The 20,715-nt window shown below is 67.0% G+C and carries 17 protein-coding genes; 11 read left to right on the forward strand and 6 right to left on the reverse strand.

The window, feature by feature from the left end; all coding sequences use genetic code 11:
- Window positions 1–27 precede the first annotated feature (27 nt).
- Complete coding sequence (gene mgtE / locus SOM26_RS02510; protein WP_320451145.1) at window positions 28–1,386, forward strand: magnesium transporter; 1,359 nt, start codon at window positions 28–30, stop codon at window positions 1,384–1,386.
- A gap of 6 nt (window positions 1,387–1,392) precedes the next feature.
- Here the strand turns inward: mgtE and SOM26_RS02515 are convergent, their stop codons facing one another.
- Both SOM26_RS02515 and SOM26_RS02520 read right to left on the reverse strand, forming a co-directional pair.
- Window positions 1,393–2,250 carry a glycoside hydrolase family 16 protein gene (locus SOM26_RS02515; RefSeq protein ID WP_320451146.1) on the reverse strand — a complete coding sequence of 286 codons (858 nt, stop codon included), beginning with the start codon at window positions 2,248–2,250 and terminating at the stop codon, window positions 1,393–1,395.
- A 76-nt stretch (window positions 2,251–2,326) separates the two neighbouring features.
- Window positions 2,327–3,130, reverse strand: a complete 804-nt coding sequence (locus tag SOM26_RS02520; RefSeq protein ID WP_320451147.1) for an SDR family NAD(P)-dependent oxidoreductase — start codon at window positions 3,128–3,130, stop codon at window positions 2,327–2,329.
- Window positions 3,131–3,282: 152 nt separating this feature from the next.
- Here SOM26_RS02520 and SOM26_RS02525 point away from each other — a divergent pair, with 152 nt between their 5' ends.
- From SOM26_RS02525 to SOM26_RS02535, 3 genes are all read left to right on the forward strand, one after another.
- Window positions 3,283–6,462: a TRCF domain-containing protein gene (locus tag SOM26_RS02525; RefSeq protein WP_320451148.1), complete on the forward strand. Its 3,180-nt coding sequence runs from the start codon at window positions 3,283–3,285 to the stop codon at window positions 6,460–6,462.
- A 61-nt stretch (window positions 6,463–6,523) separates the two neighbouring features.
- Complete coding sequence (mgrA, locus tag SOM26_RS02530; RefSeq protein WP_320451149.1) at window positions 6,524–7,606, forward strand: L-glyceraldehyde 3-phosphate reductase; 1,083 nt, start codon at window positions 6,524–6,526, stop codon at window positions 7,604–7,606.
- 113 nt (window positions 7,607–7,719) lie between these two features.
- The gene (locus tag SOM26_RS02535) at window positions 7,720–8,835 is read left to right on the forward strand and encodes a glycoside hydrolase family 43 protein (protein ID WP_320451150.1); all 1,116 of its coding nucleotides are present in this window, start codon (window positions 7,720–7,722) and stop codon (window positions 8,833–8,835) included.
- Window positions 8,836–8,897: 62 nt separating this feature from the next.
- Here the strand turns inward: SOM26_RS02535 and SOM26_RS02540 are convergent, their stop codons facing one another.
- Both SOM26_RS02540 and SOM26_RS02545 read right to left on the reverse strand, forming a co-directional pair.
- On the reverse strand, window positions 8,898–9,761 hold the full coding sequence (locus SOM26_RS02540) for a hypothetical protein (RefSeq protein ID WP_320451151.1): 864 nt from the start codon (window positions 9,759–9,761) through the stop codon (window positions 8,898–8,900).
- A 63-nt stretch (window positions 9,762–9,824) separates the two neighbouring features.
- The gene (locus tag SOM26_RS02545) at window positions 9,825–11,102 is read right to left on the reverse strand and encodes a S8 family serine peptidase (RefSeq protein ID WP_320451152.1); all 1,278 of its coding nucleotides are present in this window, start codon (window positions 11,100–11,102) and stop codon (window positions 9,825–9,827) included.
- Window positions 11,103–11,199: 97 nt separating this feature from the next.
- On the opposite strand from SOM26_RS02545, the gene SOM26_RS02550 reads away from it, so the two are divergent.
- The 6 genes from SOM26_RS02550 (at window position 11,200) to SOM26_RS02575 (ending at window position 18,289) form a co-directional block, all read left to right on the forward strand.
- Window positions 11,200–11,691 (forward strand): RNA polymerase sigma factor, encoded by a 492-nt coding sequence (locus SOM26_RS02550; RefSeq protein ID WP_414712006.1) that lies wholly within the window; start codon window positions 11,200–11,202, stop codon window positions 11,689–11,691.
- Window positions 11,688–12,398: an anti-sigma factor family protein gene (locus SOM26_RS02555; RefSeq protein ID WP_320451154.1), complete on the forward strand. Its 711-nt coding sequence runs from the start codon at window positions 11,688–11,690 to the stop codon at window positions 12,396–12,398. The genes SOM26_RS02550 and SOM26_RS02555 overlap by 4 nt, the downstream gene beginning before the upstream one ends.
- A gap of 73 nt (window positions 12,399–12,471) precedes the next feature.
- Window positions 12,472–13,488 (forward strand): LLM class flavin-dependent oxidoreductase, encoded by a 1,017-nt coding sequence (locus SOM26_RS02560; RefSeq protein ID WP_320451155.1) that lies wholly within the window; start codon window positions 12,472–12,474, stop codon window positions 13,486–13,488.
- Window positions 13,489–13,834: 346 nt separating this feature from the next.
- Window positions 13,835–16,585, forward strand: coding sequence for a DNA gyrase subunit A (gene gyrA / locus SOM26_RS02565; protein ID WP_320451156.1), 2,751 nt, complete (start codon window positions 13,835–13,837; stop codon window positions 16,583–16,585).
- 41 nt (window positions 16,586–16,626) lie between these two features.
- Window positions 16,627–16,932: a DUF952 domain-containing protein gene (locus SOM26_RS02570; protein ID WP_320451278.1), complete on the forward strand. Its 306-nt coding sequence runs from the start codon at window positions 16,627–16,629 to the stop codon at window positions 16,930–16,932.
- Window positions 16,933–17,005: 73 nt separating this feature from the next.
- Window positions 17,006–18,289, forward strand: a complete 1,284-nt coding sequence (locus SOM26_RS02575) for a methyl-accepting chemotaxis protein (RefSeq protein ID WP_320451157.1) — start codon at window positions 17,006–17,008, stop codon at window positions 18,287–18,289.
- A 4-nt stretch (window positions 18,290–18,293) separates the two neighbouring features.
- Here SOM26_RS02575 and SOM26_RS02580 read toward each other — a convergent pair whose 3' ends face one another.
- Window positions 18,294–18,728 (reverse strand): DUF488 domain-containing protein, encoded by a 435-nt coding sequence (locus SOM26_RS02580; RefSeq protein WP_320451158.1) that lies wholly within the window; start codon window positions 18,726–18,728, stop codon window positions 18,294–18,296.
- A gap of 74 nt (window positions 18,729–18,802) precedes the next feature.
- Here SOM26_RS02580 and trmFO point away from each other — a divergent pair, with 74 nt between their 5' ends.
- Complete coding sequence (gene trmFO / locus SOM26_RS02585; protein WP_320451159.1) at window positions 18,803–20,197, forward strand: methylenetetrahydrofolate--tRNA-(uracil(54)-C(5))-methyltransferase (FADH(2)-oxidizing) TrmFO; 1,395 nt, start codon at window positions 18,803–18,805, stop codon at window positions 20,195–20,197.
- Here trmFO and SOM26_RS02590 read toward each other — a convergent pair.
- Entirely contained in the window at window positions 20,106–20,597 is a 492-nt protein-coding gene (locus SOM26_RS02590; protein ID WP_320451160.1) for an EF-hand domain-containing protein, read from the reverse strand. The two genes, trmFO and SOM26_RS02590, sit on opposite strands and share 92 nt — an antisense overlap.
- Between the last annotated feature and the right edge of the window lie 118 nt (window positions 20,598–20,715).

A 20,715-nucleotide genomic window follows, 5' to 3' on the forward strand; every position in this document is an offset into this window, starting at 1 on the left:
CCGGGTCGTGCGGACGAAAGGTTTCAAATGGTCAACGATCTGATTGCCGGTGTCACTGCCGGTTTCCGTTCCTCCCGGCGCGGCGTGTCCATCGCCGATCTTGTCGATACGCTCCAGTCGCTGCCCGTCGAGGAAGCGGCCGATGCCCTGTCGCAAATGCCCGACGCGCGTGCCGTGGCGGTGCTCGACAGTCCCGAACTGCGCTCGGCATCCGAGATACTGGTCCGGCTGACATCGGCACGGGCCGTCGCGCTCGTCTCGCAAATGTCCGAGGATCGCGCGGCCGACGTGCTGGGCGACATGGACGAGGAAGACGCCGCCGCGATCCGCGCCGCGCTGCCCGCCCCCGTCCGCGCCTCGATCGACACCCTGCTGCGCTGGCCACCCGACAGCGCGGGCGGCATGATGACGACCGAATATGTCGCCACCCCCGCCGACGCGACCGTCGCCGAGGTGCTGGCGCATATCCGCACCGTCGAGCGCAGCCGCGAAACCGTCTATTCGGTATTCCTGCTCGAGCCGCAGGGGCGGCTGGTCGCCACCGTCTCGCTACGCCAGTTGATCGCCGCCGAGCCGGAATCGCCCGCCTTCGATCTGGCGCGCGGCCATGATCCGATCACCGTCGCCCCGACCACCGACCGCGAGGAGGTGGCGCACCTGATCCGCCGCCACGACCTGCTCGCACTGCCGGTCGTCGACGAACAGGGTCGCCCGATGGGCATCGTGACGGTCGACGACGTGCTTGACGCGCTGGTCGCCGCGCATACCGAGGATACGCAGAAGTTCGGCGGGGTCGAGGCGTTGGACGATCCGTATCTGGAAACCGGCTTCCTCGCGATGATCCGCAAGCGCGCCGGATGGCTGAGCATCCTGTTCTTCTCCGAGATGCTGACCGCCAGCGCGATGCAGCATTTCGAGTCCGAACTGGAGCGCGCGGTCGTCCTCACCCTGTTCATCCCGCTCATCATGAGCTCGGGCGGCAATAGCGGCAGCCAGGCGACCTCGCTGATCATCCGCGCGCTGGCGCTGGGCCAGGTGCGGCTGCGCGACTGGTGGCGGGTAGCACTTCGTGAGCTGCCCGCCGGGCTGACGCTGGGCGCGATCCTGGGCATTCTGGGCATGGCGCGGATCACGCTTTGGCAGAATTTCGGGTTCTACGATTACGGACCCCATTGGATGCTGGTCGCGACCACGGTCGGCACGGGCCTTGTCGGCATCGTCACCTTCGGCTCGCTGGCCGGGTCGATGCTGCCCTTCCTGCTGCAACGACTGGGTTTCGATCCCGCGAGCGCCTCGGCACCGTTCGTCGCGACGCTGGTCGATGTGACGGGGCTGGTCATCTACTTCAGCATCGCGCTGGCGATTCTGTCGGGGACCTTGCTGTAATCGGGTTCAGCGCTTCCAATAGCGGACGTAATCGACCTTCATCACCTGCGGCAGGGCCGCGTCGTCGACACCCTTCTGCCCGCCCCAGTCGCCGCCGACCGCCAGGTTCAGGATCAGCGAATAGGGGCGGGTGAAGGGCCAGGCCGCCGCCCCGCCCGGCTGGTCGTTCTTCACCCGCATATAGGCACGGCCATCGACGCCGATGGTGATCGTGTCGGGCGTCCAATCCAGTTGATAACGATGATAGGTCGAGCACGCGCCCGCCACGCGAACCTCCGCGCCGCGCTGGGTCTTCAGCCGGTGGTTGAAGGCCGCCGAATGGACGGTCGCATGGATGACGTCGGGGTTCCAGCCGACCATTTCCATGATGTCGATCTCACCGCCGTCGGGCCAGCGTGATCCGTCCGTCGGGAGCAGCCAGATGGCAGGCCACATGCCCCGCCCGCAGGGTAGCTGCGCGCGAACCTCGTAGAAACCATAGCCGAGCGGCTGACGCGAGACGAGCTTCGCGGAGGTGTAGCGTTGCCCGCCCCAATCGGTCGCGTCACTCAGGCTTTCGACGCGGGCCTCGATGACCAGTGCCCCCTGTTCGACCCGCGTATTGGACCGCTCCGGCCCGGCATAATATTGCAGCTCGTGATTGGGCCAGCCCTGCTTGTTCTGACCGGTATCCCAGCGCCAGCGACGCGCATCGATCGAGCGGGAGAATTCGTCGCCGAAACTCGGCCTAGCAGACGGCGTGACCATCGCCCCGTCATAGGCATAGTTGGTGGCACCAAGGGACGGCGCCGCAACTTGCTGCGCCGTAGCAGTACTCGTCGCGAGCGCGGCCACTGCCGCCAGCCACCAACCCGAACAGCGCATCCGCATTCCCCTCACATCTTATGAGGATAGCGTAGCGCCCGCCGCCAGCGAACGCCACGCCGTAAGCGGCTAGGTATCAGCCCGCGATCGTGAACACCGAGCCGGAATCTACCCGGATGCCCGCACCGTTGATGAAGCTGGCACGCTCGGACACCAGGAAGGCGACGGCCGCGGCCACTTCCTCGGGACGGCCACGTCGTTTCAGCGCCATGCCGGGGCGTTCTTCGTCGAGGAAACTGTCGATCGCCTCCTCGACGCTGACGCCCTTTTCCTCGGCGCGCTTCTCCATCATCTTGTCGGTCATCGGCGTCGCAATGAAGGCAGGCGACACCGTGTTCACCAGGACATTGTCGGGGCCGTACGCCTTGGACAGACCCTTTGCCAGGCTGAGGATCCCGGCCTTCGCGGCACAATAGGGCAGCTCGTCGATATAAGGCTGCACCGCATCCTCCGACGCGAACAGGACCACGCGGCCCCAGCCCTTCCTGCGCATCGCCGGGATCGCCTCGCGGCACATGCGGACCGCGCCCATCAGGTCGATGTCGAGTGTCTCCTGCCAGCCCTTGTCATCGATCTCCAGGAAGTCGCCGGTCGCGCCCGTCACCCCGGCCGCATTGACGTAGATGTCTGGTTCGCCCAGCCGCTCGCGGACCTCGGCCCAAAGCGCGGTGACATCATCCGTCCTGGTCACATCGCCGGTCACCGCGATCAGCTGGCCAAGCGATTTCAGCTCCTCGACCGCCTCGTCCAGCGTGCCGCCGGGCTTGTCGGTCAGGGCGACCTTCACCCCCGCCTCGAGCAGCAGCCGCGCGGTTTCCTTGCCCATTCCCGAGTCCGCGCCGCTGATCAGCGCGATACGCCCCTTGATACCTAGGTCCATCGTCTCTCTCCTCGAAATCCCGGTCTTCAAGAAACTGCGCGACATAGAGTTCCGTTTTGGGGGACGGATAAGTCTTTGACCGCACGGGGAACAGCGGCACGCTCCGCCCGTTCGCCTTGTCCCTGTTCCACCGGAGTGATCGTCCGTTGCGCATGTTGTCCGAGGTCGAAATCGCCACGCTGTCGCCGTCGGAGGACGCGCCCCACGTCAAGCTGGGCATCGCCGAACTGGCGGCCGGGGCAGCGGAGGTGCTGGAGCACAACGACATCATCCTGGCGGTCACCGACGAAACCCGCGCCCTCGCCACGGTTCGCATGTTGGAGGCCATGGCGGGGGATGCGACGATCCTGTTCTGTCCCGGATCGGACGCGTTGCCCGGTGACCATGCCCCCGCCTCGCCTGCCAATGTCGGGCAGCGGGTATCGGCGCTCCACCGCCTGCGCGCCGCCTTGCGGGACAAAAAGCGCGGCCGGATCGCCCTCGTCACCTCGGGCGAGGCCCTGGCGCGCGCCCTGCCCTCGCCCGAGACGTTCGCGGCCGAGCCGCCGTGCGTCGCAACGGGCGATGCCTGTGACCTGGCCGAACTATATGCCATGCTGCTCGACCTGGGATATATCGCCGACGAACGCGTCGACGAGCCCGGCGAAGTCGCGACGCGTGGCCAGGTGCTGGACGTGTTTCCGGCGGATGCCGAGCAGCCCTTGCGGATCGAGGTGGCGGAGGGGCGCATCACCGCCATCCGCTCCTACGACCCGGCCGACCAGCGCAGTACCGGGGAGATCGAACGGCGCGAACTGGGCCGGGTTTCCGAGCCGTCGCTGGGCTCCAAGGCGACGAGCCTGCTCGACCATCTGCCCGAGGCCTGCGTCGTCATCGAACCGGCGGCCGACGAACGCCGCCGACGCCTGTTGCTGCTGAGCGCCGACGTTGCGCAGCGCGGATCAAAGCGCGCGGCGCGCGACATGATCGGCGACAGCGCCTGGAAAAATGCCCTGAAGGACCGGCAGACGGCCGAGATCGTCCGGGCGGACACACCGCCGCCGCGCTTCGTCGAGCAGCCGCGTGCCTTGCGCGACTTCGCCGTGGCCGCGCGCGCTGCAATGAAGGGAGGGCAGTCTGTCGTCCTGATCGGCAGCGAACGGGACCTGCGCTTCCTGGGGCGGCGGGTCGACAACGTTCTCCGCACGACTGCGCGGCGGGTCAGCCATTGGCGCGAGGCGGCGGCGGCCGAGCCCGCCAGCCTGCTGACCCTGATCGCTCCCGCCGAACGCGGGTTCGTCCGCGACGGCGTGATGGCGGTCAGTGCCGCCGATCTGCTGGGCAGTCGCGCCGACCGGGAAGACGGCGCGGCGCGCTCCGTCGACCTGTCGCTGATGCAGACCGCGGAGATCAGGGTCGGCGACACCGTCATCCACGAGGATCACGGCATCGCCACCGTCATCGGGCTGGAGCCGGTGGATGCCGGTGACGGGGTTTCGGGCGACGCGATCAAGCTGGAATATGCCAAGTCCGCCACCCGTCTGGTGCCCGTCGCCGATGCCGACCGGCTATGGCGTTATGGCGGCGAGGACGATGCGGTACGACTGGACACGCTCGACGGCCGGACCTGGCAGGATCGGCGGCGCGGGGTCGACGAGGCGATCGCGGACACCGCGCGCCAGCTGACCGCGCTGGCCGCCGAACGCGCCGATCACCACGCCCCCGTCCTCGACCCCCCGGTCGCCGATTATGAGCGGTTCGCCGCCGGGTTTGCGTTCACCGAAACCCCCGACCAGTTGACCGCGATCGAGGCGGTGCGTGCCGACCTGGCCTCCGGGCGGCCGATGGACCGGCTGGTGGTGGGCGATGTCGGCTTCGGCAAGACCGAGATTGCCCTGCGCGCCGCCGCCGTCGCCGCGCTGGCCGGGCGGCAGGTGGTCCTCGCCGCCCCCACCACCGTGCTGGCCCGCCAGCATCTGGAGAGTTTCACCGCGCGCTTTGCCGAGAGCGGCATCGCCGTGGCGGGCCTGTCACGCCTCTCCACCCCTGCCGAGAAGCGGAAGGTCAAGGCGGGGCTGGCCGATGGCAGCATCCGGGTGGTCATCGGCACCGGCGCGGTGGCCGCCAAGGGCGTCGCGTACAAGGATCTGGCCCTCGTCATCGTCGACGAGGAGCAACGCTTCGGCGCGGCAGACAAGGCACGGCTGCAGGCGCTGTCGAACGCCCATGTCCTTACCATGACCGCCACCCCCATCCCGCGAACCTTGCAGTCCGCGCTGGTCGGCCTGCGCCAGCTATCGGTCATCGCGACGCCCCCTGCCCGCCGCCAGCCGATCCGCACCGCCGTATCGACCTTCTCGCCCGAGACACTGCGTGCGGCATTGCTGCGCGAACGGTCGCGTGGTGGCCAGAGCTTCGTCGTGGTGCCGCGCATCGCCGACATGGCGCCGCTCGCCGAGCAGCTGGGCCGGATCGTGCCCGAGCTGGAAGTGATGCAGGCGCATGGCAAGCTGCCCGCCGCCGCGATAGACGATGTCATGGTCCGCTTTGGTCGGGGCGACGGCGACGTGCTGCTGGCGACGAACATCATCGAGGCCGGGCTGGACGTGCCCCGTGCCAACACCATGGCGATCGTCCATGCCGACCGCTTCGGCCTGTCGCAGCTTCACCAGTTGCGTGGGCGCGTCGGGCGTGGGCACCGTCGTGGCCAGGTGCTGCTCTTCGCCAAGGGTGAGGATGCGATCGCGCCACGCACTTTGAAACGGCTTCGCACCCTGGAAGCGTTCGACCGGCTGGGCGCGGGCTTCGCGATCAGCGCGCGCGACCTAGACATGCGCGGCGCAGGCGATCTGCTCGGCGATACCCAGGCCGGGCATATGCGACTGATCGGGGTCGAGCTCTACCAGCAGTTGCTGGAGGACGCGCTGCGCACCGCTCGGGGCGAGACGGTCGAGCGCTGGACTCCCGAACTGAATCTTGGGATCGAAGGGTGCCTCTCCTCCGAATGGCTGCCCGACGAAGACCTCCGCCTGTCGCTCTACGCTCGGCTGGGGCGGCTGCGCGACGATGCCATGCTCGACGCCTTCGAGGAGGAGATGGAGGACCGGTTCGGGCCCCTGCCGCCCGAAGCGGAGACGTTGCTCGCGCTGGCCCGGCTGCGACAGCGGATGCGCGCCCTGGGGATCGCGCGGATCGATGCGGGGCCCGCCGCGATCGCCATGACTCCGCATGGCCGCGATGCAGACCTGAGCGGTATCGACGGGCTGGAGGAAAAGGATGGGCGCTATCTGCTCAAGGAACGGCACGACGACCCGACCGAACGGCTCGAACGCCTGATGACGCTGTTGGACTGATGGGTGTTGGCGCGGCCCTGCGCCGCCCCTAGAACGCCGCCGAGACGAGAGGAAACCTGTTATGCCCTTCCCTACGCCCTACGCCGCCGATCCGGCCCGCTATGACGGGCGCATGCCCTATCGCCGGACGGGGCGCAGCGGCCTTAAGCTGCCCGCGATCAGCCTGGGGCTGTGGCAGAATTTCGGTGGGACCGACGTGTTCGAAACCGGCCGTGCCGTGCTCCGCCGCGCCTTCGATCGCGGCGTCACCCATTTCGATCTCGCGAACAATTACGGCCCGCCCTACGGATCGGCGGAGGAAAATTTCGGGCGTGTGCTGGCTAGCGACCTCGCCGCGCACCGGGACGAATTGATCCTGTCGACCAAGGCCGGCTGGGACATGTGGCCCGGTCCCTACGGCGATATCGGATCGTCGAAGAAATACCTCATCGCCAGTTGCGACCAGAGCCTGAAGCGGATGGGTGTCGATTATGTCGATATCTTCTATTCGCACCGCGTCGATCCGACGACGCCGCTGGAAGAGACGATGGGCGCGCTGGTCCAACTGCACCGACAGGGCAAGGCGCTCTATGTCGGCATTTCATCCTATGACGCCGGGCTCACCCGCCGCGCCGCCGCAATCCTGGCGGAGGAAAAGGTGCCGCTGTTCATCCACCAGCCAAGCTACTCGATCCTCAATCGCTGGATCGAGCGCGATCTGCTGGCGACGCTGGAGGATCTGGGCACCGGCTGCATCGCCTTTTCGCCATTGGCGCAAGGGATGCTGACCGGCAAATATCTGAACGGCGTGCCGGACGATGCCCGCGCCAATCGCAGCGGCTCGCTCTCGACGTCGCTGCTGACCGAGCAGAATCTGGCGGCGATCCGGCGGCTGAACGACATTGCCTCGGCACGCGGGCAGACGCTGGCCCAAATGGCGATAGCCTGGGTCCTGCGCGATCCCAGGGTGACCTCGGCATTGATCGGCGCACGGACCGTCGAGCAGCTGGACGACTCACTCGATGCGGTTGCACGGCTCGATTTCACGGATGACGAACTGGCGGCTATCGATCAGGCGGCGGCGGATGGCGGCATCAATCTGTGGGCGGAATCCTCCGACATTGCAACGCTTCCCGCTGCCCAGGGCATATCTCAACGGCCGTGAGATTTCCCGGTATCAGCGCGAACAGCTTAGACCTTTTGTAACATTATCCGGAAAAACAGGATTGGCATTTGTCCGACAGTTGACTTAGCCTCCCCCAAAAGCAGGAGAGGATCATGAGACTGACGTTGAGGATGGGCAGCGCGCTGGTCGCGCTGTTTGCCGCCACCACGCTGCACGCCAGCGGGCAGGCCCCGGAGGCTGCCCCAAGACGGCTGGAGATCGTCGCCAAGGGGAACCTGCCCCGGCCACCCGCCCCCCGTGACGCGCGCACGGCCTATCTGATGAGCTTCTTCACCGACGAAGATCATTCGCTGCACTTCGCAACCTCGCGGGATGGTTACAGCTTCACCGACGTCAATGGTGGCAAGGCGGTGCTGTCCGGGCGCGACATCGCCGAGCAGAAGGGCATCAGAGACCCCCATATCATGCGCGGGCCGGACGGCGCGTTCTACATGTCGATGACCGACCTCCACATCTTCGCCAAGCGCGAAGGGCTGCGCGACACGGAGTGGGAACGGCCCGATCCGCAATATGGTTGGGGCAACAATCGCAACATGATCTTCATGAAGTCATACGACCTCGTCCACTGGACGATCGCGCGTGTGACGCCGTCCAAGCTTTTCCCGCAATATCGGGACGCGGGCAATATGTGGGCGCCCGAGACGATCTATGATCCCGACCGGCGCAAGCTGATGGTCTATTTCACGACGCGCGACGGCAACGGCCCCAACTATCTGGTCTATTCCTATGCCAACGCCGATTTCACGACGCTGACCGAGACGCCCAAGAAACTGTTCGACTATCCCGATCCCAAGGTGAACGTGATCGACGCGGACATCACCAAGGTCGGCGGCAAATACCACATGTTCTACGTAGCGCATCAGGCACCGGGCAATATCCGCCATTCGGAATCCTCGAAGATCAACCGCGACTGGACCAAAAGCCTGCGCAAGGTCGATCCAGAAACCGCCGCATCGGAGGCTCCCACCCTGTGGCGCCGCCACGGTACGAATACCTATGTCCTGATGTATGATGTCTTCGGTATCTCACCCAACAATATGGGCTTTTCCGAAACGAGCGACTTCGTCACCTATCGCAACATCGGCCGGTTCAACGAACTCGGCTCGCCGATGAAGGCGACGAATTTCGCCCGGCCCAAACATGGAGCCGTCGTCGCCATCAGCCCGGCGGAGGCGACGCGGCTGGAGCAGCATTTCTCGCGCCCCTGAGCCGCACAGGACTATGCGCCCGACTTGTTAGGTCGGGCGCATATCCAATTGATATTTTGGGGTTACCGGGCGGCGTTGCTCACTTCGCCCTGCCCCATGGTCGAGACGAGCACGCTGCCCGATCCCGAGAAGTTGGCGGCGGGCAGATTGGCGACCTTGTCGCCGACCTTGACCAGGACCCGCTCGACGGCACCCTGGGCGTTGGTGCGGACCGACTGAACCGCGCCGATCGCACGGCCCTGGGCATCGGTAACCGCCATGCCGCTGCCCACCGGGAAGGCCCCGCCGCGCGCCGCACCGCTACCTGCCAGCGCCAGGTTCCCCGCGAGCGAGGCGTTGCCGCCACCCGCCGATGCGGCACCATTCGCACCGGCCGCCGCGCTGCCGCCGACCGCCCCCGCCCGATCGGCGACATTGCCGACCGTCCCGCGCGCCCGGTTCGCGACCGCGCCTGCCGTGCTGCGGGTCCGCTCGGCGACGGTGCCGACGGCGTTCACCCCGCGTCCCGCGACGTCACGAACGGCGTCGGTGCCGATCAACTGGGCATCGGCGCTTCCGCCCAGCGATCCCGATGCCGCACCGTTCGCGCCGCCCGACTGACGCGTGGTCCGGGTAGCGCTGTCGACCGCCGTATCGCCCGCTGCGGTACCGGAGGCGCTGACCCGGCCACGGCGCAGGTCGACATTGCGGTCACCCCGCACCGATCCCCGCGCGCTTGCCGCATTGTCGGTCGCCACGCGGCCCTGACGGGTCGCACCGTCGAGCGTACCGGCTGCCGACCCGGTCAGGCCACCGGTCGCGCCACCGAGTTGACCACCCAGTCCGCCGCCCAGGCCTGCCCCGCCAAGCAGTTGTGCCGATGCAGGGGCCGCCAGCATAGCAACGGCCAGGATCGCGGTGCCGGACAGGAAATTCTTCATCGTCATTCTCCTCAACTTCTGGGATGACAACGAAACCAGCCGGGCATTTAATCCCACGACATGCGATTTTTATTCGGAGATCGTGCGACACGCGCCGCAAACCATTCCACGGCCTATGAATTTTTCTGCCCCCCGCAAGTTGGCCTTTCGCGCTTCCTCGTCGATCCTGGCCAGGGCACTGCGGATCTTATCGGGATCCGGCTGCGGATAGATGGCGGCGATCCGCCCCGCGACCAGGGGCGCGGCAAAGGACGTGCCACGCACCGCGAAGCGCCGCCCGCCGACGCCAGCCGCCAGCATGTCCGCCGCAGGCGCGACATAGTCGAGATGATCGGCCCGCCCCGCCTCGATCAGGGGGCGGTTGCGGCGATCCACGCCGCTGACCGCGACGACGCCGGGATAGGACGCGGGATAAGCGGGTGGAGACGCCGGACCATTATTGCCCACCGCCGCCACGATGATCGTGCCCCGCGCACGCGCCGCCGCGACCACGCGAGCCAGCACCGGATTGGACGGCCCGACCAGGCTGATCGTCACCACCGGCACCCGCGCACCGACCAGCCAGCCCAGCGCCCTGGCGATCGCGGTCGCATTGCCGCCCGCCGGATCATCGCCATAGACATCGGCCGAGGCGATGCGTGCACCGGGCAATGCCCCACGGATGCCATGCCCGCCCGCAATCAAGGATGCGACCGCCGTGCCGTGATCATTGGGTCGCGGAGCGCCGCTGGCAAAGCCGCGCGTCATCGCGGCCCCCTCGACACCGCCGTCGATCACCCCGACCATCGTGTCGGATGCCGCCGCCTGGCCCGTGACAGCCATGGAGGCCACTGGACGTCCGCCGCCGCTCGCCAGATATAGTTGATCGGCGCTGACCTCACCCCCCAGCTTGCGAAGCTGATCCAGCGCCTTTTTGAGCGGTAAACCCGACGGCACGCGCAACCGGACGAAGCCGACGCGGAGAACGTCGTCCCGCTCGATCACCGCATAACCCGCGAGCTTCGCCGCCGCGATGAGGGTATCGCTGGGCGCATCGACCACCACCTCCCCGGCGCGCGCCGGAAAACCCTGTGGGTCGAGCGTGATCGCGTCGGGATGCTGGCGTACAAGCTGCGCGAAGGCCTCGCGGCGCAGCGCCTCCAGACGGCTGGCCGTGGCGCGAACCGCATCGTCGACCGGCTGCAACAGGCCTTGGGCACGGGGCAAGCCCAGCGACGACAGGGCATCGGCGGGCGATGGCAAGCGAGGCAGCCCCCCGCCCAGCTGTGCCCGGCCGATGCCGGTGCCGCCCGCGATCGTGGCGGTCGCCAGCGCCAGCATCAGACAGGTCCGTCCCCGCCACCTCATTCCCGACCTTCCTCCATTCACGCTCTCCCATTGCCAAAATTCGCGCTGACATGGATTAAACGATCCTCGTCATCCGTTTCATCCCCGCAAGAAGGAAATTGGCTTGGCCGCGTTCGAGAATGAGCTGTTGGCGTTGCTCCCGCGTCTGCGGCGGTTTGCGCGTTCGCTCACCCATGATGCGACGGACGCCGATGATCTGTGCCAGGTCACGATCGAAAAGGCGCTGCTGGCGCGAGCGTCGTGGCAGGCGGGGACGAGATTGGATAGCTGGATGTACCGGATCATGCGCAACGCCTGGATCGACACCGCCCGCGCACGCCGTCGGGCTGCGGAAACCTTCGTCGGGGAGGACGCCGGGCTGTCCGTCGGCGCCCAGGGTAATGCCGAGGCGCGGGTCGCGCTGGGCGAAGTCGACGCCGCCATGCGCGCGCTACCCGACGACCAGCGCGAGGCGGTCGCCCTCGTCCTGGTCGAGGGGCTGGCCTATAAGGAGGCGGCCGAAATACTGGACATACCGATGGGGACCCTGACCTCGCGCCTCGTGCGCGGGCGTCAGGCGCTGATGGCGCGGCTGGGAGAAGCGGCATGACGATCGAACCCGAACTGCTCATGGCCTATGCCGACGATGCGCTCGATCCGCTGACCGCGAAACGGGTCGAACGCGCCGTTGCCGCCGACCCGGCGCTGGCCGAGGAGGTTGCGCGCCACCGCCGCCTGCGAGCCACGATCGCGCAAAACTATGCCCCGATCGCGAGCGAACCCGTGCCCGATCGGCTTGCCGCGCTGCTGACCAGCAATGTCGTGCCGATGCCGGCGCCAGCGCCCCGCACCGCTTCCCGCTTCGCGCTGCCGCATTGGCGGTCGGCGGCGGCGATGGCGGCCTGCCTGGTCGTCGGCGTCTTCGTCGGACAGGGACTCGACTGGAGATTCGACCAAGGGCCGATCGCGGCCAAGGGTGATGGCCTCTACGCCGCCGGATCGCTGGCCCGCGCGCTCGATGATCAGGCGAGCGGCGGCACCGGCCCGGTACGGGTCGCGGTCAGTTTCCGGGCCAGCGACAACGGGTTCTGCCGGGTCTTTCAATCGGCGCAGGCGGACGGCATCGCCTGTCGCGACCCTCAGGGCTGGGCGCTCCGGCGTACCATGCCGGGCACCCCGCCCGCCACGAACGGCGGCTATGCACAGGCAGGCTCGTCGGATGCCGAACTGATGGCGGCTGCGCAGAACATGATGGCCGACATGCCGCTGGATGCGGCGGGCGAGAAGGCGGCGATAGCCAAGGACTGGCGTCGCTGACGGCGGTTTTCGGAAAGCGATCGTTTCCGCGCGACCGGCTGGACCGGATACGCATGCGACCTATCTTGAGCCCATGAAAAAGATCGGTTTCCTGTCGTTCGGCCATTGGTCGCCCTCGCCCCAGTCCGCCACGCGCTCGGCGCAGGACGTGCTGCTCCAGTCCATCGACCTGGCCGTCGCGGCCGAGGAACTGGGCGCGGACGGTGCCTATTACCGCGTGCATCACTTCGCCCAACAGCTTGCCTCCCCCTTTCCGCTGCTCGCCGCAGTGGGAGCCAAAACGTCGCGGATCGAGATCGGCACCGGCGTGATCGACATGCGCTATGAAAACCCGCTCTATATGGTCGAGGATGCTGGCTCCGCCGACCTGATCGGCGGCGGCCGCCTGCAACTGGGCATCAGCCGGGGCTCGCCCGAGCAGGTGATCGATGGCTGGCGGCATTTCGGCTATGGCCCGGCACAGGGCGAGACGGATGCCGATATGGGCCGTCGCCATGCCGAGGTGTTCCTGCACCTGCTGAAGGGCCAGGGCTTCGCCAAGCCCAGTCCGAACCCGATGTTCCCGAACCCGCCCGGCCTGCTCCGGCTCGAGCCGCATTCGGCGGGCTTGCGCGATCGCATCTGGTGGGGCTCTGCGTCGAACGCCACCGCCATCTGGGCGGCCAAGCAGGGCATGAACCTGCAAAGCTCGACCCTGAAGGCCGATGAAAGCGGCGAGCCTTTCCATGTCCAGCAGGCGAAGCAGATCCGCGCCTATCGCGAAGCCTGGGCGGCGGCAGGTCATACGCGCACCCCGCGCGTCTCGGTCTCGCGTTCGATCTTTGCGCTGACCACGGATCAGGACCGCGCCTATTTCGGCCGCGACACCAGCCAGGATCAGGTCGGCGTGATCGACAATATGCGGGCCGTCTTCGGCCGTTCCTATGCCGCCGAGCCCGAGCGGCTGATCGAACTGCTGCGCGCGGACGAAGCCATCGCGGAAGCCGATACGTTGCTGCTGACCGTCCCCAACCAACTGGGTGTCGATTACAATGCGCATGTCATCGAGAACATCCTGCGCCACATCGCCCCGGCGCTCGGCTGGCGCTGAGGCATCGCGGCCTGGCTTGCCGCAGAGGTGTGCGAGAACGTTCGAATTTATCGTTCGGATTACAGGATCGTAACATCCGAGACATTCTCGCGAAAGCCGTCGGATAGCATAAGACCCTTGCTGGCCACCGTTCACTCCCGTCGGTGGCCAGTATCCTGCAAGTCCCGCGAACCTGCTGCCGTGGGGGGAGCACTCCCGCCGGGCCCATCCCCGCCGCCCCGTCCCGCCGCCGCCGTTCCTCCCAAACGGCCCCTCGCGAATGGGTTGAGCGGGGGTGGTCAGGCGGCTCACGCTGGTCTAGTACCTCTGGTTCCCATCTGACCATCAAGCCGGAAAGCAACAGACTTTGGCCGACGAGACGACCCTCGCGGAACCTTCCGATATTTCGACGATCTCCATCGTCGACGAGATGAAGTCGAGCTATCTCGACTATGCGATGAGCGTGATCGTGGCGCGTGCGCTGCCCGACGTGCGTGACGGCCTGAAGCCCGTCCATCGCCGTATCCTCTATTCGGCCGCCGAGAGCGGCTTCGTCGCGGGCAAGCCGTACCGCAAGTCGGCGCGCATCGTCGGTGACGTGATGGGTAAATACCATCCGCACGGCGACAGCGCGATCTACGACGCGCTGGCCCGCATGGCGCAGGACTGGTCGATGCGGGTGCCGCTGATCGACGGTCAGGGCAACTTCGGATCGATGGATCCCGATCCGCCCGCCGCGATGCGCTACACCGAGGCGCGTCTGGCCAAGGTCGCCAATTCGCTGCTCGACGATCTCGACAAGGACACGGTCGACTTCCAGCCCAACTATGACGGCTCGGAGCGCGAACCCTCGGTTCTGCCCGCCCAGTATCCGAACCTGCTGGTCAACGGCGCGGGCGGTATCGCGGTGGGCATGGCGACCAACATCCCGCCGCATAACCTGGGCGAGGTGGTCAATGCCTGCCTGGCCTATATGGAAAACGGCGCGATCACGGTCGAGGAACTGAACGAGATCGTTCCCGCCCCCGACTTCCCCACCGGCGCGCTGATCCTGGGCCGCTCTGGCGCACGCTCGGCCTACCAGACCGGGCGCGGCTCGATCATCGTTCGTTCGCGGCACGAGATCGAGGAGTCGCGCGGCGACCGCCGGGCGATCGTCCTGACCGAAATCCCGTTCCAACAGGGCAAGAACGCGCTGGTCGAAAAGATCGCCGAGGCCGCCAAGGAAAAGCGGATCGAGGGGATCAGCGACATTCGCGACGAGTCGAACCGCGAAGGCGTTCGTATCGTCATCGACTTGAAGCGCGACGCGACCCCCGAGGTCGTGCTCAACCAGCTCTGGCGGCACACGCCCGCCCAGACCAGCTTCCCGGCCAACATGCTCGCCATTCGCGGCGGGCGGCCAGAGCTGCTCAACCTGCGCGACATCATCCAGGCCTTCGTCCAGTTCCGCGAGCAGGTCATTACCCGCCGCTCGAAGTTTGAACTGGCCAAGGCCCGCGAGCGGGCGCACATCTTGCTGGGCCTCGTCATCGCGGTGACGAACCTGGACGAGGTGGTGCGCATCATCCGGGGTTCGGCCTCACCGGTCGCCGCGCGCGAAGCGCTGCTCGCCCGCGAATGGCCGATCGCCGAGATCGCGCAGTATATCCGCCTGGTCGAAGCTGTCGAACATGAGGGCTTTGGCGACACCTATCGCCTGTCGGAGACCCAGGTTCGCGCGATCCTCGACCTGCGCCTGCATCGCCTGACCGCGCTCGGCCGGGACGAGATCGGCGACGAGTTGAAGGGTCTGGCGGACTCGATCACCGAGCTGCTGGCGATCCTGGCCGACCGCGTGAAGCTGTATGAGGTGATGCGCGGCGAGTTGGTGGCGATCCGCGACCAGTTCGCGACCCCGCGCCGCTCGGAAATCGCCGCCGCCGCCGATGGCATCGACGACGAGGACCTGATCGAGCGTGAGGACATGGTCGTCACCGTGACCATGCAGGGCTATATCAAGCGTACCCCGCTCGATGCCTTCCGCGCGCAAAACCGGGGCGGCAAGGGCCGCTCGGGCATGGCGACCAAGGACGAGGACGTCGTTACCGAGTTGTTCGTGACCAGCACCCACACGCCGGTCCTGTTCTTCTCGAACCATGGCAAGGTTTATCGCTACAAGGTGTGGCGCCTGCCCGAGGGCGGGCCTGCCACCCGTGGACGGCCGATGGTCAACCTGCTGCCGCTGGCACCGGGCGAGGTCATCTCGACCGTCCTGCCGTTGCCGGAGGACGAGGCGGAATGGGGTGCCCTGCACGTCATGTTCGCCACCGCCAAGGGTGCGGTGCGCCGCAACTCGATGGACGCGTTCACCAACGTGCCGTCCAACGGCAAGATTGCGATGCGCTTCGACGACGAGAGCGACGATCGCCTGATCGGCGTCGCCTTGCTCGGCGCGGAGGACGATGTGTTGCTCGCCACCCGTTGCGGCCGCGCGATCCGTTTCGCGGCGGACGATGTGCGCGAGTTCCAGAGCCGCACCTCGACCGGCGTGCGTGGCATCACGCTGAAGGACAATGACGAGGTCATCTCGCTGTCTGTCCTGCACCGCGTCGGCACCACCCAGGACGAACGCGAGGCGTATCTCCGCTTCGCCCCCTGGAAGGGTGAGAAGGAAGGCGAGCCCGAGCTGTCGGTCGAGCGGTATGACGAGCTGCGCAATTGCGAGCAGTTCATCCTGACCGTCTGCGCCAATGGCTATGGCAAATTGTCCTCGGCCTATGAATATCGCCGCACCGGTCGCGGCGGCCAGGGCATCACCAATATCGACAATATCGCCCGCAACGGCGATGTCGTCGCCAGCTTCCCGGCGGCCAAGGGGCATCAGCTGATGCTCGTCACCGACCAGGCCAAACTGATCCGCATGTCGCTGGCGAGCTTGCGCGTCATCGGCCGTGGCTCGGCGGGTCTGCGGCTGTTCAACGTGGCACCGGGCGAGCATGTCGTCTCGGCGGCGCGCATCGAAGAGACCGAGGAAGACGCGGAGATGAACCTGGCCGACGGCACGCAGGAGATCGCGCCCGAGCCGGACGCGGTCATCGGCGAGAACCTCGCCGCCGGGCCGGAGGATGGCGAGTGACCCGGCCGACCACCGCCTATAAGGTGCTGACCGCCGGTCAGATGGCGGCGTTGGAGCAGGACGGCGTCTTCACGGGCGCCCCGGTGGATAAGGCCGATGGCTATATCCACCTTTCCACCGCCGCCCAGCTGACCGAGACGGTGGACAAGCATTTCGCCGGGCAGGACGACCTGCACATCGCGGCGGTCGACCTGGAGGCCATGGGCGAGGCGGTGAAGTGGGAAGAGAGCCGTGGCGGCCAGCTCTTCCCGCATCTCTATGCCGATCTGCCGCTGTCGGCGGTCGTCGCCTATGGCCCGATGCGGCGCGATGACGACGCAACGGTACGTCTGCCCATTTCGGGCTGAACGACCGTTTCGTCATCGAAACGTCACCAAACCCTAACACGACATTTACCGGTGACCGGTAGAGAATAGGGCAATGAAGCCGCCCTTCTTCTCTACCGGCCCCAATTCGGCCGAATGCCCGGTGATCGCGGCCGGGGAGACGTTGACCGCGGCCATTGCGCTGTTCCGCCAATATCCCGACATGCGGCTGCTGCCGGTCCTCGATGACGACCAGCGGCCGATCGGCGCCATTCGGGAGCGCGACGTGAAGGGGCTGCTCTACAATCCGTTCGGCCATGCGCTGTTGCAGAACCCCGATTTTGGCGCGTCGTTCACCGGCTATGTCCGGGCACATCCCTGTTGCGAACATGACGTGCCGTTGGCTGAAAAGCTGGCGCTGCATGCCGATTGGGACGCGCCCGACGCGCTGATCCTGACCGATCGGGGGCGGTTCGCCGGGCTGCTTGATGCGGCGACCCTGGCGCGGCATGCCGTCGATGCGCAGACGGCCCTGGCTCGCGAGCGTATCGCCCGCGCCGAGCGGGTCGACGCGGCCGCCCGCCAGTTCAATGCGGACATCTCCATACTCTCCGACACGTTGCTCCGCGCGACCGGCGACATGACGGCCATGGCCCGCGAGTTGGGCGGTTATGCAAACGCCACGCACCGGGGGGCCGAACGCATGACCCAGGCGATGGACGATACCGGTCAGGCGCTGGGCGATATCGCACGACGCGGTCACGGCCTGGCCGCCACCTTTGCCGCGATCACCCGCGACATGGAGCAGGCCCGCGTCATTCGCAGCGCGGTGCGCGACCAGATCACCGCCACCGATCAGCGGGCAAGCGCACTGGCGGACAGCGCGACCGCGATCGATGCACTCCTCGCACTGATCGAAGGGGTGGCGGCGCGCACCAACATGCTCGCGCTCAACGCCGCGATCGAGGCGGCACGAGCCGGAGACGCGGGGCGCGGCTTTGCGGTGGTCGCGCATGAGGTCAAGGCCCTGTCCGGCCAGACCCGCGCCGCCGCGCAGGATGCGACGCGCAACGTCGCGGAGGTCAAGACGCACCTCCATGCACTGCTGGCCGAACAATCCCGGTTGAACAAGGGCATCGACCAGATCGGCACCCTGTCGCATTCGATCGACCAGTCGGTCGCGGCCCAGGCGGTGGCGACGACCGCGATCGCGGCGAATGTCGACCAGTCGGTCGCCGCCGCCCGGCAGATGGGCCAGCAGGTTCAGCAGATCGAGGCCGACGCCACGCGCATCGACCAGGACGCAGGCGCGCTCCTGACCCTGGCCGATGCCCTGGGTCGAATGATCGACACGTTGCGCAGCCGGACCGCGCTGTTCGTCGAGACGGTCGCCGCCTGACCGATCAGACGTAGAGGTCGACGACCGTCATCCCCTGCCCCACCGCCTCCAGCAACAGCGTCCGGTGGCAATGATACGGATCGCGCTCGAAGCAGAGCAATACACTGGGTTTCTCCCCTGCCAGATCCAGCATGCGGGCGGCGGCCGCCTGCGCCTCGGGCAGGGCAAGCTGGTCGTCGTAAACGTCCCGCAACGTCCCTACGTCACCCTTCTTGGCCGCATCGCGTCCGCGCTTCGGCGTGCCCAGATCTTTCAGATGGACATATTCTATCCCGACTTCCTTCAGGGCGGCGGCAAGCGGCGATTTGGAAAAGCCCGGCCGCCGCGACAGTGGCAAGGCGCGGACGTCGATCAACCGCGCAACCCCCGCCTGCTTCAACGTCGCGAGAAAGCCGTCGACGGTCGCGCCTTCATAGCCGATGGTAAAGATGGTTGTCATCGAACCGAGGTGGGGAGCCGGGTCGGGCGCGCCAAGTCCTTCCAACCTGAGGCTTCCGGGTTTAAGGCAGCGCGATGACGTATGACATTCATGTGATCGGTGGCGGGCTTGCAGGCTCGGAGGCCGCTTGGCAGCTGGCCGAGGCGGGTCTGAAGGTGCGCCTCTCCGAAATGCGCGGCGGAGCCGACACGACGCCCGCCCATCATGGCGGCGACCTGGCGGAACTGGTCTGCTCGAACTCCTTCCGTTCGGACGATGCGACCTCCAACGCGGTCGGCCTGCTGCACCAGGAGATGCGCGCGCTCGGCTCGATCATCATGGCCAAGGGCGATGTCCATGCGGTGCCTGCCGGTTCGGCGCTGGCGGTCGATCGCGACGGCTTTTCGGGCGGCGTCACGGCGGCGCTGGCGGCGCATCCCAACATCACCATCATGCGCGAGCGGATCGACGCCCTGCCCGAAGGGCCGGCGATCATCGCGACCGGGCCGTTGACCGCGCCGTCACTGGCGGGCGGCATCGGCGAGGCAACGGGTGCGGAGGCACTGGCCTTTTTCGACGCCATCGCGCCCATCGTCCACCGCGAGTCGATCGACATGGACGTCGCCTGGTTCCAGAGCCGTTGGAACAAGGGCACGGGCAAGGATTACATCAACTGCCCGATGGACAAGGAGCAATATTACGCCTTCCATCAGGCGCTGCTCGACGGTGAGAAGACCGAGTTTCGCGAGTGGGAAAAGAACACGCCCTATTTCGACGGCTGCATGCCGGTCGAGGTGATGGCCGAGCGCGGGGTCGAGACGCTGCGCTTCGGGCCGATGAAAGGTGTAGGGCTGGACGATCCGCGCACCGGGCGCTGGCCCTATGCCGTCGTCCAGTTGCGGCAGGACAATGCGGCGGGCACGCTGTGGAACATCGTCGGTTTCCAGACCAAGCTGAAATATGCCGAGCAGATCCGCATCTTCCGCACCATTCCTGGCCTCGAAAAGGCCGAATTTGCGCGGCTGGGTGGATTGCACCGCAACACCTTCATCCGCTCGCCGGAACTGCTGGATGCGACGCTGCGCCTGAAGGCGCGGCCGAACCTGCGCTTTGCGGGCCAGATCACGGGGTGCGAGGGGTATATCGAGAGTGCTGCGATCGGCCTGCTCGCCGGGCGTTTCGCCGCTGCCGAACTGACCGGCAGGACGATCGCGCCGCCACCGGTCGAAACGGCGCTGGGCGCGCTGCTCGGTCACATCACCGGGCTGGCCGAGGCCGAGACCTATCAGCCGATGAACGTCAATTTCGGCCTCTTCCCGCCCATACCCGGCCGGACCAAGAAAGCCGATCGCAAGCGGATGTATACGGACCGTGCGCGCGATGCGCTGCCAGGTTGGCTCAACTCTCTTCCGCCGGGCCCGCCTCCGGTGCCTCAGCCGGCGCCGTTCGCGCCGGAGGACAGTCCCGCCGAACAGCCGGTCGACGCTTGACGGCGGTGGTGGCGAACTCGGGCGCGTTCATCGTGCCCGATTTGTCCCAGTCGGCGGTGGCGAATTTGGTCGTAGCCTTGATCGCCCATTCGTCGAAGGACAGCTTGCCGTCGCCGTCCCGGTCCAGCTTGGCATAGGCCTTGCGCCGGGCGGCGAGATATTCCTCGCGGGTGATCGTGCCGTCGCGGTCCTTGTCGTAACGGTCGAAGCGCTTCTGCTCGCGGGTCTTGGCAGAGGCTTCGGGGAGAGGTGCGTTATCCTCGGCGGATTGCGCTGGTACGCCCGAGGCGGCACTGGCGGCGGGAAGCGGGGATGGCGCATCGGGGCGGCTGCCCCACAGGAACAACCCTGCCCCCACCAGCACAAGCGTGCCCAAGCCACCCGCCAGATAGCGCCACATCTTCGTCTCCCCCGTCTGACCCGCTATGGTTAACCAGGGTCGGGGATGGGCGGCAAGGCAATTCCCTTGGCCTTCGACTTCGCTCAGGCGGAACGGACGTTGGGTGCAACTTCTCCCC

The organism is Sphingomonas sp. CFBP8993 (genome assembly GCF_034044895.1).
Classification (GTDB): domain Bacteria; phylum Pseudomonadota; class Alphaproteobacteria; order Sphingomonadales; family Sphingomonadaceae; genus Sphingomonas.